Below are 14,693 nucleotides of genomic sequence, written 5' to 3'. Positions count from 1 at the left end.
TGAACAAACGTCCATGTGCAAAATATTTTTCTTTATCTCTCTTTTTAAATGTTAAAAATATTCTAACAATTAACTAGTCATCTGTAAACAGATAAATAAATAGTAACCGCTTACATTCGGAATTTATTTTTTTCTGTTCTTCTTAATTATAAAAAGCATATCATTAGTTGATATGCTCCGTCTTAGTTAAACCTCTGTAACTGCCTCAATAAAATCATCTCATACTGCATGTGATTGTAGACGATTTGCAATGATTGATAGAGATAGGCTGACGTTGTTTGAGTCATCATCTGTTGCAACTGATCTTGCTTTCGTTCTAACCTCCTAGACTGGACTTGAACCCCTTCGTCATATGTAGCAGGTGGCTCAAAAGTTACTTGATCTGTTTTTGGCCAATGTCCATTCAACTGAAAATAAACACTTCTCAGCCAATCATAAAGACGTCTTCTACTTGTTAACAACTGTCGCCATAAATATTTCGCCTCTTCGGCATTAGATGTGACTGATAAATAATCGATCATCAGCACATCTGAGCTTTCCGTACTCATCATTTCTTCAATGATTACACTCGCCTCATCTAATGGACGAAATGGAAACCGATTCATCTCAACACCCTTCCTATACTTTTTATTATCTTATGTACGCAGAAAAGCTGTTAGAAACATCCGACATATTTCGTCATCATTCTACATTATCGAAAAATTGTAACAATTAGACACTCCACGTAGGCTTCTTTATTGTTATACTCTCTGTATAGCAAACAGCGACTTGCTACACATTTTACAAATAAGGACTGGTTATATATATGAGACGTCAAGCCATCACATTCGAAAAACTCGTACTTGAAAATAAAAAGCAATTACTAAATGATCCTGAATTTCTTTCTAAGATTGAAAAGCGGATTGAAGACCGACAGACTGCTGTCAAAACATCCAAGCAATAAATAATCTAAGCCATCTCAATTGAGGTGGCTTTTTTTTGTACATGTTTTCTTCTCTTGGAAAATTTAGTGCATAATCCCACTTAAACAACACAAAGTATCAGTATAAATGAATGGTTACTGATCAATGTGCAGTCAACAAGAAGGGAACGAAGAAAATGGATAATGTCTTATTAGCGCGCAGTTTATTTGGTTCTTCCATGGCATTTCATATTATTTTTGCCACGCTAGGTGTTGGAATCACTCTCATGATTCTACTCGCTGAGATTATGCGCGCGATTACAAAAAACGCTGATTATGGAACTCTCGCAAAACGATGGACAAAAGGAGTGGCAATTTTACTCGGAGTCGCAATCCCATCTGGTACGATTGTTGCTGTTATGCTCTCGCTTCTGTGGCCTGGTTACATGGAGATTGTTGGTCAAGTCATTGCTTTGCCGTTCCAAATTGAGATTTTCGCTTTCTTTATTGAAGCTTTATTTCTATCAATTTACGTTTACGCCGCAGATCGTCTCACTCCTACGATGAGAATTATTAGTGTCATCTTTGTTGCATTAGGTGCGACGGCTTCTGCTGTTCTCATTACAGATGCCCATGCTTGGATGAATACGCCCGCTGGCTTTGATTATACGGACGGGGTAATCTCGAATGTACGCCCACTAGAAGCTGCCTTTAATCCTAGTATTTATGTTACTGCAATGCATGTTGTCGGTAGTGCTTATTTAACGGGAGCTTTTGTGCTCGCATCCGTAGCTGCTTATAAGCTTTTCCGTGGGGGTCTATCTGAACGAGAGACAACCTATCATAAAAAGGGGTTACTACTCTCTTTAATCGTTGCATTTTTAATGGCTTTCTATACGGCAAATAACGGTCATGATGTTGCTGTTATGCTCCATGAAGAAATTCCTATCAAACTTGCTGCTGCCGAGGGGTTATTTGAGACACAAGCCAATGCTCCACTTGCTATCCTTGGAACACCCGATCCGGAAGCTGGCCGAGTCGTTGGAGGAATTGAAATTCCTGGAATGCTAAGTTGGTTAGCTACAGGTACAACTGACGGGGTCGTTCAAGGATTAAATGATTTCCCTCGTGATGAATGGCCTCCGTTGTTTGTTCACACTTTATTTAACGTCATGGTCGGCATTGGCACGCTTTTGCTTGGTTTGGCGGGCATTTCGTTAGTCATTTGGTTCTTTGGACGAAAAAAGTTAAATCCTTACCCTAAATGGTTGCTTGGTGCGCTTGTCTTTGGTGGACCACTTGCAATGATTGGTATTGAAACTGGATGGATTTTTAGTTGTACAGGAAGACAACCTTGGACTATATTTGGGATCCAAAAAACATCAGAAGCTGCCACAAATTCTGGTAATTTAGGCATGCTGTTTGTATTATTTATCACTCTCTACATCGCCTTACTCGTCTTAACTGGTCTTGTGATGCATTTTTATTTCAAACGCAACCCAGTTAAACATGACCTTGAACCAACGACTACAACCATGTAAGCAAACACCATGATTAAGGAGGCTCGATGCTAGATGGAAAATGTCTATATTGCGATCATTATTCTCTGGGTTTTCCTATTTGTCTATGCGATTGCAGGTTCAATTGATTTTGGGGCTGGATTTTGGGCGATGTTTTATCGAAAACGCACAGACACGAAAGCAGCAAGTATTGCCAATCGCTACTTGTCTCCCTCTTGGGAAGTAACGAACGTCTTTCTTGTTTTACTTGTTGTCGCTTTGGTTGGATTTTTTCCCGGTGCTGCATCTACTCTAGGTACGATTATGATTGTCCCTTTCTGTCTAGTCTTAATTTTACTGACCATTCGAAGTGCATTCATGGTTTATTCCTACTCTGTTAAGAAATATACTGATACGCTTGTCATCATCTCGGGAGTAACAGGGCTTTTAATTCCTGCCCTCTTAATCAGTATTTTACCTGCAGCAATCGGAGGGTTTGTTGAGACAGTTGGTGATCATTCTTACGTATTAGCCAATAAGCTATTCACAAGCCCTACTTTCTACACTCATCTAGGTTTCGGTCTGAGTACAGAACTTTTCTTATCTTCATTGCTTCTTAGTGATTATGCGCGAGAAGCAAATTCAGAAGAGACGTACCATGTATACCGAAAAAACGCGATCATTTTAGGCCCAATTACGTTAGCTTTTGCCGTAGCAGCGATCATGACATTGATTCCTGAAGCCTTTTGGATGTTTGAAAATATGGCCAATGAATGGCTTTTGTTTTCTTTATCTCTTTTTGCTTTTGCCGTCGGATACAGTGCTCTTTGGTGGCCGTCTAAGGAAGTAAGTGTCGGGCAGCCTCGAGTGGCCGTCATTTTAATTGCGATTCAATTCGGGCTTGCTAGCTTTGCGTATGGTTCCGCTCATATGCCTTACTTTTTATATCCAGATGTAACCATTTATGACGCGTTCACCAATGATACGATGTTTGAACTGTTACTCATTGGATATGGCGTCGGAATGGCTGTACTCGTTCCGATCTTTATCTTTTTCTGGAGATTATTTATGAAAGACAAACGGTACTTAAAACAAGAAGGATAACGAAGAAGAGGCAGAATCTGATCAGATTCTGCCTCTTTTTCTATGTCTATTTATTTTAGATTAAATGTCTGAACAAGTTGCTGAAGTTCTTCTGCCATATTCGTTAAAGCGAGTGCTGAAGATGTCACTTCTTGCATCGACGCTAACGTTTCTTCCACGGCAGCAGAAACAGTCGTCGACTCCTCTGCTGTCTCCTTTGCGACAATACTCATATTCGAAACAGACTCGGTCACTTCTTTTGATTGACTAGAGATTTGACTCGTTGTTTCGTTCATTCTATTGATATGAGCGGTCATCGATTCAATGGCTTCTGTAATGGATTCAAATTTCACATTCGTCTCGTTAGCAATCTGGATACCGTATTCAACTTCATTTTTCACTAAGTTCATTTTTGAGACCGAGTTATCCGACTCCTGTTGCATGTCTATAATCAAGTCGCTAATCTGATGGGTGCTTTGTGCCGATTGTTCTGCTAACTTACGAACCTCGTTAGCCACCACCGCAAAACCTTTTCCATGTTCGCCTGCTCGAGCAGCTTCAATTGCCGCATTCAAAGCGAGTAGGTTGGTCTGGTTGGCTATACCACGAATGACATCTAAAATGACACCAATTTCAGATGCCTTGCTCGTTAACTGCTGGATCGCCTGATCAGAATCTTGTACCGAGTGAGCAATCGTCTTCATTTTTTGAACGGTTTCTTGAACAAGCTCACCACCTTCATTAGCATAAATAACAGATTGTTTTGAGTGATCTTTTATTTCTGTTGACCCTTGTTCTAACATATCCACACTCATAATCATGTCATCTAATACATGCGCACTAGTTTTAGCTGCTTGCTGTTGCTTCTCCGTCCCTTTTTGAATGCTTTCGATCGAGTAGGACGATTGTTCGGTTGCTTGAGAAGTTTGCTCTGCACTCGCAGATAGTTGCTCAGAAGATGCAGCGACTTGAGCAGAATGATTAGATAATTGATAGATAAGAGTTCGTAAATTCTCTTTCATCTCAGAGAAAGAGTGATCAAGTTCTGCTAGCTCATCTTGACCTTTAATTGATTCTCTCTTACTCGTTAAGTCTCCAGTAGCAATCGCTTTGGCCTCGTTTGTCATCCTCTTTAGCGGCCTTACTAACTTCTCCGTCATCACAACCCCTGCCGCTAACGCTGAAACAAAGGCTAATGTGGTAGTAATCAACGATATCATACGTGATTGATTAATATTTTCAACCGCTTGTGTAACGGTTTGATTAATACTCTCATCAATTGACTCCGTAAATGCGTGTGTACGATCGGTTAGCTCTATGCTTAATGGGGTCACTGTGTCTGCTGCACGACTAATCGCTGCATCTGGATTTAGCCTAAATTGACCGACAACAAAATTAGAGCGCTTTAATAACTCGGCATTTTCATCTCTAATGGCGAGTAGCTCTTCTCTAGCAGCATCACTTTCAAGTAACTCAACGGTTTCATCTATTAGTTCATTCGATCGTTGATTACGCTCGTAGAAACGCTCTAGTAGATCACGATCACTATGAAGTAAATATCCTCTTAAGTTGCTATTTTGTTCTTGGATGACTCCCTCTAAACGCACAACCTTATCTCTGCCTTCATATAGAACGTTGATCATGTAATCAAAAGACTCTTCCATTTTACTAGTACTATAAAAAGATACCACGGTAGAGATCGCAAATATTAATGAGATGATGAGAAAAGCCCCCATCAGTTTGACTCGCATCGTCACTTTCATCTTCTGCACCCATTTCCTAATCTATCAATGTCTACTTTTCACTAGACAGGATATATGTAATGGTACTATTTTATCACAATTCCGACAAATGGCGATATATTTTTCAGAAATAATAGATAATTAACAATAAAAAGAAAGGCCTGAGAAAAAAGGCCTTTCTTACACTAATTAATCTTAAATTTCTTAACTAATTGTTGAAGTTCTTCTGCCATTGATGTTAATGCTTGAGCCGAAGATGTCACTTCTTCCATCGAAGCTAGTGTTTCCTGCGCTGATGCACTTACAGTTGAAGAGTGCTCCGCAGACTCTCTTGCAATACTTGTCATATCATTGACAGATTCAGAAACAACGGTCGATTTTTCAGCCATCGATTGTACCGTTCCTGTCATCTGTTCAATTTGTGTATTCATTAATTCAATGGCCTCTGTAATGGCAATGAATTTTTGATTTGTTTCGTTGGCAGTCTTTAGTCCCATGCTCACTTCCTCTTTCACAAGCCCCATCATGGAAACAGAATGCTTGGTTTCTGCTTGCATAGCAGAAATCAAATCATTAATTTTAAGTGTACTACTAGAGGACTGCTCTGCTAATTTGCGAACTTCATCAGCTACGACCGCGAACCCTCTTCCATGCTCCCCTGCTCTTGCCGCTTCAATCGCTGCATTTAAAGCAAGTAGGTTTGTTTGATCTGCAATGCCACGAATAACATCTAAAATGCCTCCAATTTCAGATGCTTTCTCAGACATCCCTTGAATTGCTGCATCAGAATCTTGAACTGATTGATCGATTGCATTCATTTTAGCTACAGTTTCACGCACTAACTTGCCACCATCGGCTGCATATTGTCTAGACTGTTCAGAATGTGCTTCAACCGTAGTTGCGCTTGATGCAATTTCAGTAACGCCAGATGCAACTTCATCAAGCAAGCCTTTTGAATAATCGGCTGCCTGTAATTGATCATCCGTTCCTTTTGCAATTCGCTCAATTGCTGAGGCTGTGTGCTCCGTTGCGCGTGATGTTTGCTCCGCACTCGCTGACAATTCTTCTGAGGAGGCTGCAACTTGATCTGAATTATTCAATAGTTGACCGACTAAGGTACGGAGTTGTAATTGCATTGTTGAAAAAGCTGACGCTAGTGCTGCCATTTCATCTTTTCCTTTTAGTTGCTTCACTTCTACCGTTAAATCACCATCTGCCATTCTCTCAGCCACATGCTTCATCTCTTTCAGCGGTTTTGTAATCCTCAGGGACATGACGGCCCCTAAGCTGATCGCTATCAAAAATGCAGCAATGCTAATAATCACGGTCATGAGGATGGATCGGTCAACCTCTTGATGAATCGCACGTTCTGTACCCTCTCGGTATTCACCAATACTAGCCGTAAATCCTTCTGCCACAGTTAACATATCTCGACCAATCGGTAAGACCTCATTGTTTACAATCTCTACCGCTACATCAGGATTTAATTGATACTGATTAATCGCTTGATTCGCCGTTTGTAAATAATCTAAATTTGATTGTTGCAAACTCTCAATGGTTTCTGTCCCATCACCAGTTGATATTAATTGGTGCAACTCTGACAAGTATTCATTAACTCTGTTATTGTACGTATAAAACCGTTCTAACATCTCTCGTTCACCTGATAACAAGTACCCTCTTAAATTGCTACTTGAACGATTTAAATGACTTTCCATTTGAAGTGTATTGACCTCTAAGTCACGAACTTGGCCAGTAAGCTCACCATAGGATTCTTGGACATTCTTAATGTTAATATACGAAAATACACTAGCTACACTAAAAATAAGTGCAACAATAACAAATGCCATAATTAATTTTTGACCGACTGAGCCTCTTCTCATTTTCTTTCCCCCATAAACAATTCGCAATTATTGACGAATTTGATCGAATAATCCTATGATACCATGTATATTCATAAAAAAGACATAAATAGTTGCTAAAAGACTAGTCATAAAGATTTATTTAATCAAAAAAACCAAGAAGACTTTTCTCCTTGGTTTCACTTGGCTATTTCGTTAATTCCATAAACTCATCAACATCAGCTAAGACGACATCGATCGCTTCTTGCCAAAATTCTTTCTTTGTTATATCTACATCTAAGTGTTTCTTTGCTAAATCTTCTACTGACATGCTTGCAGTGTCTTCAAGTAAAGCAATATAATCATCTTCAAATGAGCGACCTGCATCAAGAGCACGCTTGTAGATCCCCATACTAAATAAGTAACCGAATGTATACGGGAAGTTATAGAACGGAACGCCCGTAATATGGAAGTGAAGTTTTGATGCCCAGAACGTCGGTGAATAGTTTGATAACTGATTGCCATAAGCTTCGCGCTGCGCTTCTTCCATTAACTCATTTAACTCTTTTGTGGATACTAACTTTTCTTTACGTGCTTCATAAAACCTCGTTTCAAACAAGAAGCGTGAATGGATGTTCATGAAGAATGCGAGTGCACGATTCACTTTATTTTCTAATAATGAAAGCTTGAGCTCTTTATCTGTCGCTTCTGAAACAAGTGCATCAGCAACGATCGTTTCAGCAAGAGTGGAAGCAGTCTCCGCGACATTCATCGCATATCTTTGTGCAAATGGTTGCTTCTCTTTTAAGCAGTGGCCATGATAAGCATGACCTAATTCATGAGCAAGCGTTGCTACATTAGACATCGAGCCATCATATGTCATAAAAATACGTGATTGCTTTGATTTTGCAAAGGATGTACAGAACCCACCAGGGCGTTTACCAGAGCGATCTTCAGCTTCGACCCATCCATCACGCAGAGCTCCTTCAGTAAATGTAGCAAGCTTAGGACTAAACTTACGGAAATGCTTAATAATTAACTCACAAGCATCATCATAAGAAATCGTTGCATCTTTTTCGGTTGGCAGTGGTGCATGAACATCATGCATCGCCAGCTTCTCTACTCCTAATAACTTTGCTTTCCGATCCATAAATTCGTAGAAACGTGGCTTATTATCATTAATTGCTCCCCACATCGCATCTAATGTACTAGATTCCATGCGGTTAATAGCGAGTGGTTCTTTTAGTACATCCTCCCACCCACGAGCTTCATATAATTTTAGTCTAAAACCTGCTAGATGATTTAATGTAGAAGCGAATAATGGCGCTTCCTTTTGCCATGCCTCCTCTGATACGTCAAAGGCTCTCTCTCTCGTCGGACGATCTGAACTATTGAGGCGGTTTTGTAGTTGTCCTGCCGATAACTGTTTGACCTCTCCATCCTCTTCAAAAGGAACTTGCATACGTCCAACGGCTTGATTGTAAAGGTTACCCCATGCATGATAGCCATCAATAGCAAATGAAGCTGCTAGTTTCTCTTGTTCTGGATCTAACTTATCATCTGCTGCTAACTTTCGCTCTTCTAGATTGAATTTCACTTCTTTTAGAGAATCTAGTGCAATCAATGTTTCCCATTGATCATTCGAGAGCGCTACTAACTTTTCTTCTAGACTGACCGCAAGACTTTGAATTTTTGTCATTTGCTCTTGAATTTCCCCTTGCCATAATGTCGCTTTTTCATCACTTACATCTTGGGCTGTTAAACAGCTAACAAATGCGCCTGCTTCTCTTGCATACTGCATAACATCTTGAAGATCATGAATAAATGTTTCAAGCTCTTCGATCGAGCTTTCAAGTTCGACACGCCCCTGAAGCTGAAGCAGCGTTTGATCGATTTTCTTTACAAAGTGAGCAAACTCTTCCGACTCACTTCCACCTTTAAAAAAGCTCTCTAAATCCCATACTAGTGGGTAACCCATATGTATTTCCTCCTCATTATTTCGAGATCCGTAATATCAGTTTAACAAAGATTACACCTTATCGCCACAAAGTTTTGAAAATTTAAATAAAGTCAGTTTATCCATGCCCTAAAAACAAAGCTCCATAAACAAGTGCTCCTGCTATGACAAAGGCAGGATGTACTTTCCATCTTTCTAAAAGAAGCCAACTCACCACGATTAAAAATATTGTCTGAAACCAACCCGAATGAGTAAGCGATGCATCGAAGAACTGAAATGCCAACACTCCTAGTAAAATAGCAATCGTTGGCTTAATCAATCCCGTCATCCTCTTTACTCGTGGAGAATTTTTAAACTTATAAAGGAGACCAAGTAAAAAGATCATGATCATAAGTGATGGAGCAATCGTTGCAAATAAAGCAACAGACGCACCTAACACTCCTCCGATCTCATATCCTATATACCCTGCCATTTTTGTCGCAATCGGTCCTGGTAACGCATTAGCAATGGCTAAAAGCTCTGCAAATTCCTCTACTGTAAGCCAGCCGTAACGCTCGACAACCTCTGTTTGAATAAGTGGAATCGAAGCAGGTCCTCCACCATAACCAACGATGCCAGGGATGAAAAATGCGACGAATAATTCCCAATACGTCATGATGCGGCCCCCTCTTTATCCCGTTCACCTCGTGGTTTGATCAAAAGCCCATATACAATAAGCACTCCTATCACAATGGCAGGATGAATCCCTAGTACTTGATAAGCAATGACACTTGCTATTGCTAAAGCAATCGTTAACGCAACCCCTATGCCTTGTTTAGATTGCTTTAAAAATTGCAAAGTCAATACAAATAACATCACAAACACAACAGGTGTCACTGCTGCGGTCATTCCTGCTACCACTCTTGAGTCACGAAATTGGGATAGAAGCCCTATCAAACCAATCATTAGAAATACAGTTGGTAACACTGTCGCGATTAATCCGTTAACTAAGCCAACCCATCCTCCTATTTTGTAGCCTATATACCCTGCCATCTTTGTTGCAATCGGCCCTGGTAATGCATTTCCAAGTGCCAAAACATCCGAGAATTCCTCGTCATTCATCCATTTATAACGTTCAACGATTTCTTTATGTACAAGTGGAATCGTCGAGGGTCCACCACCAAAACCAAGAATTCCTGAACGGAAAAAGGCGATAAACAAGTCTCTTTGTAAATGAAAATTCATTTACTCACTCCTTTCATTTGTTACTCATTTTCTACTCTTACTTTGTTTATGAATATAGTTTAACGCACTTACATTCACTAATGAACGACAACTAGCTGGCATAAAACATTCCAACTAAGTCCCACTATTCGAACCCAAATACATATTTATACAATTTTACTACCGTGACAGGAAGCTTGTGCTTTAATATAATAAGAGCAACTAACGAATAAGTGGTGACGTGGATGAAAATAGATACAACCGATCGTAAAATATTATCCTTGCTAACAGAACAAGGGCGAATGTCTTATGTAGATATTGCAAAAGAGTTAGGACTATCTCGAGTTGCCATTCGAGATCGTATTCATCATTTGAAAGAAGAAGGCATTATTGAAAAGTTTAGTGTCGTCATCAATTCAGAGAAAGTAGGGAAGTCGGTGTCTGCTTTCTTTGAAGTGGACTGTGAACCTACCTCACTCGTTCGTGTTGCTGAGACATTAGCAGAGAATCCTCGTGTTGCAAGTTGTTACCAAATGACCGGACCGAGTACCTTACATATGCATGTGCTTGTCGAAGACTTCAACGAATTAGAAAGCTTCACAAATGAAGAACTCTACGCCCTCAAAGGGATTACACGCGTAGAAAGTCATATTTTATTGCGTCGATTTAAGAGTAGAAGCGGATTGAAACTGTAGTCTAGCTTTTTATCTTCACATGGAAAGGGTTCAATCAATGTTGATTGAACCCTTCTTCTCTTTACCAAGCTGCGACTTCGCCGTCGGTTCTTGGCTCCGTTCCTCCAGCTAACACGCCTGTCTCAGGATCTCTCCAAATAATTTGCCCCCGACCAAATGAACCTCCGTCTAAAGCAACCTGAATATCATGCCCTTTGCGTTTCAACGCTTGTGCTAGATGGGTTGGTAAACTTCCTTCAACATGTACCGTCTTGCCTTCTGACCACATCCACCTCGGTGCATCTAAAGCTGCTTGCGGATTTAAATGAAAATCAACGGTATTCATAACCACTTGCATATGACCTTGTGGCTGCATGAAGCCTCCCATCACGCCAAATGGACCAACTGCTTGAGATTCCTTTGTTAAGAATCCGGGGATAATTGTATGATATGTTTTTTTACCTGGTTTCAAGCAATTATCATGACCTTCATCCAACGAGAAATTGTGACCACGATTTTGCATCGCAATACCGGTACCAGGAATAACGATGCCAGAGCCAAATCCCATGTAATTACTTTGGATAAAGGACACCATATTCCCTTCTTCATCGGCTGTAGCTAAATACACGGTCCCCCCTTGTTGCGGTTTTCCTGCCTCAGGAGTGATCGCTTCTTCACCAATAAGGGATCGTCTCTTTTCCGCATATTTTTCGCTTAGTAATAGATCTATTGGAATGTTCATTTCATTCGGATCGGTAATATACTTCATTCCATCAACAAAAGCGAGTTTCATAGCCTCAATTTGTTGATGAAGAGTATCTACTGAATCTCTTTCCGTAAACTCAAATCCCTCTACAATTTTAAGAGCTTCTAAAGCAATCAACCCTTGACCATTAGGTGGGATCTCCCAAACATCATAGCCGCGGTAATTTACCGAAATAGGATCAACCCACTCTGGCTCATACGCTTGCAAATCTTCCTTGCGTAAAAATCCATTATATTTTTTGAAATATGTATCAATCTGTTCGGCAATCTCTCCTTCATAGAAGGAAACAGCGTTCGTCTCAGCAATACTTCTCAACGTTTTGGCATGCCCTGGTGACTTCCATAGCTCTCCAGCTTTTGGAGGTTCACCATTCGGTGCAAACGTATCGAACCACGCTTTGAATTCATCACCTGTCAACAATCTCTTAAAAGTATTGACCGCCTGGTTCCAATATTTTGCCAACGTTGGTGAAAGCGGATATCCATTCTCTGCATAGTCAATTGCAGGAGCTAATACGTCAGTCAAAGGTAATTTACCAAATCGTTTAGACAGCTCTGCCCAGGCTTTTGGTGTTCCTGGAACAGTCACAGGAACCATCCCAAATTTCGGAAGCTCCGTATCATAACCTAATTGTTTCACCGCTTCAATGGAAAGACCTTCTGGTGCTTGCCCACTTCCATTTAACCCATGTAACTTTCCATCCACCCATACAAGAGCAAAACAATCAGACCCGATCCCGTTTGACGTTGGTTCAACAACAGTTAAACAAGCAGCAGTTGCAATCGCTGCATCAATCGCATTCCCACCTTTTTTTAAAAGATCAAGTCCAGCTTGAGCCGCGAGAGGTTGAGATGTGGCCACCATCCCTTTCTTTCCGTAAACGACGTTACGTTTCGATGCGTATGGATACATAAGCGAATCATATTGAACAGTCATTAAAATTCCTCCTTGGTTGTAAATCACTTAAAAAACTAACGAATAAAAAGAAAAATGGTAATTTTCTTTCAATATGTATGCTATTCATTATAAAACGAGTTTTTTTGTTCGTAAAGTTTAGAACATTATAAATACGAAAACTTTTTAATATTGCTCCCTCAAAAAATTCATGATAAGGTATATAGAAATTTTATCCAATAGGAGGTTAGGCATGTTCTCACATCAAATCCGCGATGACTTAGCACTAAAAATCGTTTCTATTCAAGACGCAGAGGAAGCTTTTCAATTAGTTGATCAAAATAGAGACTATCTAAAAAGGTGGCTCTCTTGGGTCGATGATTCCAAAACAGTGGAAGATACGAAATCATTTATTTTATCTAATCTAAAAAACTACGCTGAGCAAAAGAGTTTGACAGTATCGATTGTATACCAAGGAAAAATCGTTGGAGTTGCTGGCTTTAACTCAATTGATCGGACAAATAAAATTGCCTATATCGGCTACTGGTTAGCTAGTGAGTATCAAGGCCGTGGCATAGTCACTAATGTCGCTAAAGCTTTAACTGACTATGCATTTCATGAACTTCATTTAAATCGTGTCGAAATCCGTGCAGCGATAGGCAATAAAAAAAGCCGTTCGATTCCAGAGCGATTGGGCTATACGGAGGAAGGATTGATTCGTCAAGCAGAATGGCTTTATGACCACTATGTCGATCATGTGATTTACGGCATCCTTGCAAGTGAATGGAACAACGAAAAAGGTGAACCTCTTAAATAGAGGCTCACCTTTTCTACATATATCTATTAAATTTGCTTTAGCTTCTCGACATATGGTGCAATATCTTTTTCTAGAGAATCAGCTAGACGTTTACCGGCAGTACTCGAATTTTGATTATCATAAATCAGTGCACCTTGGTTTGTCGATAACTTTTTCATAATCTAAAATCCCTCTTCACAGTTCAAATCCTTTTTTATCCATACCAATTAACGTTTTCGATCAAACTTATTTCTGTTCTTTTCCTAACACACGATTCACACGCTTGCGTAGCATATCCATTCCACTACCACCAGCTTGAAAATGGCGTAATTTACCTTCTTCATCAAATACATAGTACGCTGGCACGTATTTGTTTTCCATCGCATCCGTTAATTTATGCTCACTATCTACAAAAGTTGGTTGACTGATGTCATGTCCTTGAGCCATTGCTTCAATGACACTCATATCTAAGTCTTTTTCAGAGCGGGGCATATGAACAGAAACGACATTTAGTTCATCATCGTATTCATCACGAAACTCGTTGATCTCAGGCATCGCTTCTTTACATAATCCACAACTTACAGACCAAAAGTGAATTAATGTTGCTTTTCCACTCTCTAATAATTCTTCCTTCGTTACTTCATCATTTAACCAAGTTGTTGCACCTGTTAATTCGGGCATTTCTTCGCGTAGTTTCATTTTTTTCTCTCTCCTTTTATCTCTAGTAAATATATGTGATCAAGTGGGACATCGCGCCCCGCTCTCATGAAATCAAACGTATTTGTTAAAGTGTTTCTTGACCAGGCTTCCAGTTAGCTGGGCATAAACCGCCTGTTTGCAACGCTTGTAGTACACGTAATGTTTCTTCTACATCACGTCCGATATTATTGTGATTAACGACTGAATACATTAATTCACCTTCTGGACTAATAATGAAAAGACCACGTAGTGCGACACCCTCATCTTCAACTAACACACCATATTCTCTTGAAACGACATGATTTGTATCAGCAGCTAATGGGTATTTAAGTTCACCAAGTCCATTATCATCACGTGATGTGTTGATCCATGCTTTATGCGTGTGAACCGTGTCTGTTGAAACTCCGATTACTTCTGCATCAAGGTCTTCAAATTCATCAAATCGATCACTTAATGAAGTGATTTCAGTAGGGCATACGAACGTAAAGTCCATTGGGTAGAAGTATAATACTGTCCATTTATCGTTTTTCATATTTTCCTCAAGGCTTACTTTTGCAAATTCTTTATTAGGCATAACTGCATCCATCTCAAAACGTGGAGCTTGCTTTGCCACCATTCGCTTGTCTGTCATGATTAGAACA

Annotated in this window: 14 protein-coding genes and 2 pseudogenes; 5 read left to right on the top strand and 11 right to left on the bottom strand. The window is 39.9% G+C overall.

Annotated features, from left to right (window positions below; genetic code table 11):
- Positions 1-182: 182 nt before the first annotated feature.
- Positions 183-605 carry a hypothetical protein gene (locus CDZ88_RS00970; protein ID WP_100371778.1) on the bottom strand — a complete coding sequence of 141 codons (423 nt, stop codon included), beginning with the start codon at positions 603-605 and terminating at the stop codon, positions 183-185.
- 200 nt (positions 606-805) lie between these two features.
- On the opposite strand from CDZ88_RS00970, the gene CDZ88_RS00965 reads away from it, so the two are divergent.
- The 3 genes from CDZ88_RS00965 to CDZ88_RS00955 all read left to right on the top strand — a co-directional run bounded on the left by CDZ88_RS00965 (position 806) and on the right by CDZ88_RS00955 (position 3,504).
- Positions 806-943: an FbpB family small basic protein gene (locus CDZ88_RS00965; protein ID WP_100371777.1), complete on the top strand. Its 138-nt coding sequence runs from the start codon at positions 806-808 to the stop codon at positions 941-943.
- Positions 944-1,098: 155 nt separating this feature from the next.
- Positions 1,099-2,442 carry a cytochrome ubiquinol oxidase subunit I gene (locus tag CDZ88_RS00960; protein WP_100371776.1) on the top strand — a complete coding sequence of 448 codons (1,344 nt, stop codon included), beginning with the start codon at positions 1,099-1,101 and terminating at the stop codon, positions 2,440-2,442.
- Positions 2,443-2,475: 33 nt separating this feature from the next.
- Positions 2,476-3,504, top strand: coding sequence for a cytochrome d ubiquinol oxidase subunit II (locus CDZ88_RS00955; protein WP_100371775.1), 1,029 nt, complete (start codon positions 2,476-2,478; stop codon positions 3,502-3,504).
- A gap of 50 nt (positions 3,505-3,554) precedes the next feature.
- Here CDZ88_RS00955 and CDZ88_RS17930 read toward each other — a convergent pair.
- The 6 genes and pseudogenes from CDZ88_RS17930 to CDZ88_RS00930 form a co-directional block, all read right to left on the bottom strand.
- Positions 3,555-4,196 (bottom strand): annotated as a pseudogene (locus CDZ88_RS17930) (methyl-accepting chemotaxis protein); the annotation flags it as partial.
- A gap of 300 nt (positions 4,197-4,496) precedes the next feature.
- Positions 4,497-5,234, bottom strand: a pseudogene (locus tag CDZ88_RS17925) (HAMP domain-containing protein); the annotation flags it as partial.
- Positions 5,235-5,410: 176 nt separating this feature from the next.
- Positions 5,411-7,105 carry a methyl-accepting chemotaxis protein gene (locus tag CDZ88_RS00945; RefSeq protein WP_100371773.1) on the bottom strand — a complete coding sequence of 565 codons (1,695 nt, stop codon included), beginning with the start codon at positions 7,103-7,105 and terminating at the stop codon, positions 5,411-5,413.
- Positions 7,106-7,271: 166 nt separating this feature from the next.
- The gene (locus tag CDZ88_RS00940; protein ID WP_100371772.1) at positions 7,272-9,041 is read right to left on the bottom strand and encodes a M3 family oligoendopeptidase; all 1,770 of its coding nucleotides are present in this window, start codon (positions 9,039-9,041) and stop codon (positions 7,272-7,274) included.
- Positions 9,042-9,138: 97 nt separating this feature from the next.
- Positions 9,139-9,675, bottom strand: a complete 537-nt coding sequence (locus CDZ88_RS00935) for a chromate transporter (RefSeq protein WP_100371771.1) — start codon at positions 9,673-9,675, stop codon at positions 9,139-9,141.
- Positions 9,672-10,244 (bottom strand): chromate transporter, encoded by a 573-nt coding sequence (locus CDZ88_RS00930; protein WP_100371770.1) that lies wholly within the window; start codon positions 10,242-10,244, stop codon positions 9,672-9,674. Before CDZ88_RS00930 ends, CDZ88_RS00935 begins: the two co-directional genes overlap by 4 nt.
- A 224-nt stretch (positions 10,245-10,468) precedes the next feature.
- Here CDZ88_RS00930 and CDZ88_RS00925 point away from each other — a divergent pair, with 224 nt between their 5' ends.
- Positions 10,469-10,918, top strand: coding sequence for an Lrp/AsnC family transcriptional regulator (locus CDZ88_RS00925; protein ID WP_100371769.1), 450 nt, complete (start codon positions 10,469-10,471; stop codon positions 10,916-10,918).
- A 61-nt stretch (positions 10,919-10,979) separates the two neighbouring features.
- Here the strand turns inward: CDZ88_RS00925 and ggt are convergent, their stop codons facing one another.
- Positions 10,980-12,599, bottom strand: a complete 1,620-nt coding sequence (gene ggt / locus CDZ88_RS00920; protein WP_100371768.1) for a gamma-glutamyltransferase — start codon at positions 12,597-12,599, stop codon at positions 10,980-10,982.
- A gap of 211 nt (positions 12,600-12,810) precedes the next feature.
- On the opposite strand from ggt, the gene CDZ88_RS00915 reads away from it, so the two are divergent.
- Positions 12,811-13,374, top strand: a complete 564-nt coding sequence (locus CDZ88_RS00915) for a GNAT family N-acetyltransferase (protein ID WP_100371767.1) — start codon at positions 12,811-12,813, stop codon at positions 13,372-13,374.
- Between the two features lie 26 nt (positions 13,375-13,400).
- Here the strand turns inward: CDZ88_RS00915 and CDZ88_RS17790 are convergent, their stop codons facing one another.
- The 3 genes from CDZ88_RS17790 to CDZ88_RS00905 all read right to left on the bottom strand — a co-directional run bounded on the left by CDZ88_RS17790 (position 13,401) and on the right by CDZ88_RS00905 (position 14,683).
- Positions 13,401-13,532 carry a hypothetical protein gene (locus CDZ88_RS17790; protein ID WP_269799244.1) on the bottom strand — a complete coding sequence of 44 codons (132 nt, stop codon included), beginning with the start codon at positions 13,530-13,532 and terminating at the stop codon, positions 13,401-13,403.
- Positions 13,533-13,599: 67 nt separating this feature from the next.
- On the bottom strand, positions 13,600-14,052 hold the full coding sequence (locus tag CDZ88_RS00910) for a TlpA family protein disulfide reductase (protein WP_100371766.1): 453 nt from the start codon (positions 14,050-14,052) through the stop codon (positions 13,600-13,602).
- Positions 14,053-14,137: 85 nt separating this feature from the next.
- A complete protein-coding gene (locus CDZ88_RS00905) occupies positions 14,138-14,683 on the bottom strand; it encodes a peroxiredoxin (RefSeq protein WP_100371765.1) in 546 nt (181 codons plus the stop codon).
- Positions 14,684-14,693: the final 10 nt, after the last annotated feature.

The organism is Bacillus sp. FJAT-45037 (assembly GCF_002797325.1).
Classification (GTDB): Bacteria; Bacillota; Bacilli; order Bacillales; family Bacillaceae_D; genus Alkalihalophilus.
Note: the sequence above shows the minus strand (reverse complement) of the source record. Positions and strands in the feature narration are given on the sequence as shown.

What these genes read in the sequence shown, in the direction of transcription:
- CDZ88_RS00905 (WP_100371765.1), bottom strand. Translation starts at nt 14,683, where the DNA reads ATGACAGACAAGCGAATGGTGGCAAAGCAAGCTCCACGTTTTGAGATG.
- CDZ88_RS00965 (WP_100371777.1), top strand. Translation starts at nt 806, where the DNA reads ATGAGACGTCAAGCCATCACATTCGAAAAACTCGTACTTGAAAATAAA.
- CDZ88_RS00935 (WP_100371771.1), bottom strand. Translation starts at nt 9,675, where the DNA reads ATGACGTATTGGGAATTATTCGTCGCATTTTTCATCCCTGGCATCGTT.
- CDZ88_RS00970 (WP_100371778.1), bottom strand. Translation starts at nt 605, where the DNA reads ATGAATCGGTTTCCATTTCGTCCATTAGATGAGGCGAGTGTAATCATT.
- CDZ88_RS17790 (WP_269799244.1), bottom strand. Translation starts at nt 13,532, where the DNA reads ATGAAAAAGTTATCGACAAACCAAGGTGCACTGATTTATGATAATCAA.
- CDZ88_RS00960 (WP_100371776.1), top strand. Translation starts at nt 1,099, where the DNA reads ATGGATAATGTCTTATTAGCGCGCAGTTTATTTGGTTCTTCCATGGCA.
- CDZ88_RS00925 (WP_100371769.1), top strand. Translation starts at nt 10,469, where the DNA reads ATGAAAATAGATACAACCGATCGTAAAATATTATCCTTGCTAACAGAA.
- CDZ88_RS00930 (WP_100371770.1), bottom strand. Translation starts at nt 10,244, where the DNA reads ATGAATTTTCATTTACAAAGAGACTTGTTTATCGCCTTTTTCCGTTCA.
- CDZ88_RS00915 (WP_100371767.1), top strand. Translation starts at nt 12,811, where the DNA reads ATGTTCTCACATCAAATCCGCGATGACTTAGCACTAAAAATCGTTTCT.
- CDZ88_RS00945 (WP_100371773.1), bottom strand. Translation starts at nt 7,105, where the DNA reads ATGAGAAGAGGCTCAGTCGGTCAAAAATTAATTATGGCATTTGTTATT.
- ggt (WP_100371768.1), bottom strand. Translation starts at nt 12,599, where the DNA reads ATGACTGTTCAATATGATTCGCTTATGTATCCATACGCATCGAAACGT.
- CDZ88_RS00910 (WP_100371766.1), bottom strand. Translation starts at nt 14,052, where the DNA reads ATGAAACTACGCGAAGAAATGCCCGAATTAACAGGTGCAACAACTTGG.
- CDZ88_RS00940 (WP_100371772.1), bottom strand. Translation starts at nt 9,041, where the DNA reads ATGGGTTACCCACTAGTATGGGATTTAGAGAGCTTTTTTAAAGGTGGA.
- CDZ88_RS00955 (WP_100371775.1), top strand. Translation starts at nt 2,476, where the DNA reads ATGGAAAATGTCTATATTGCGATCATTATTCTCTGGGTTTTCCTATTT.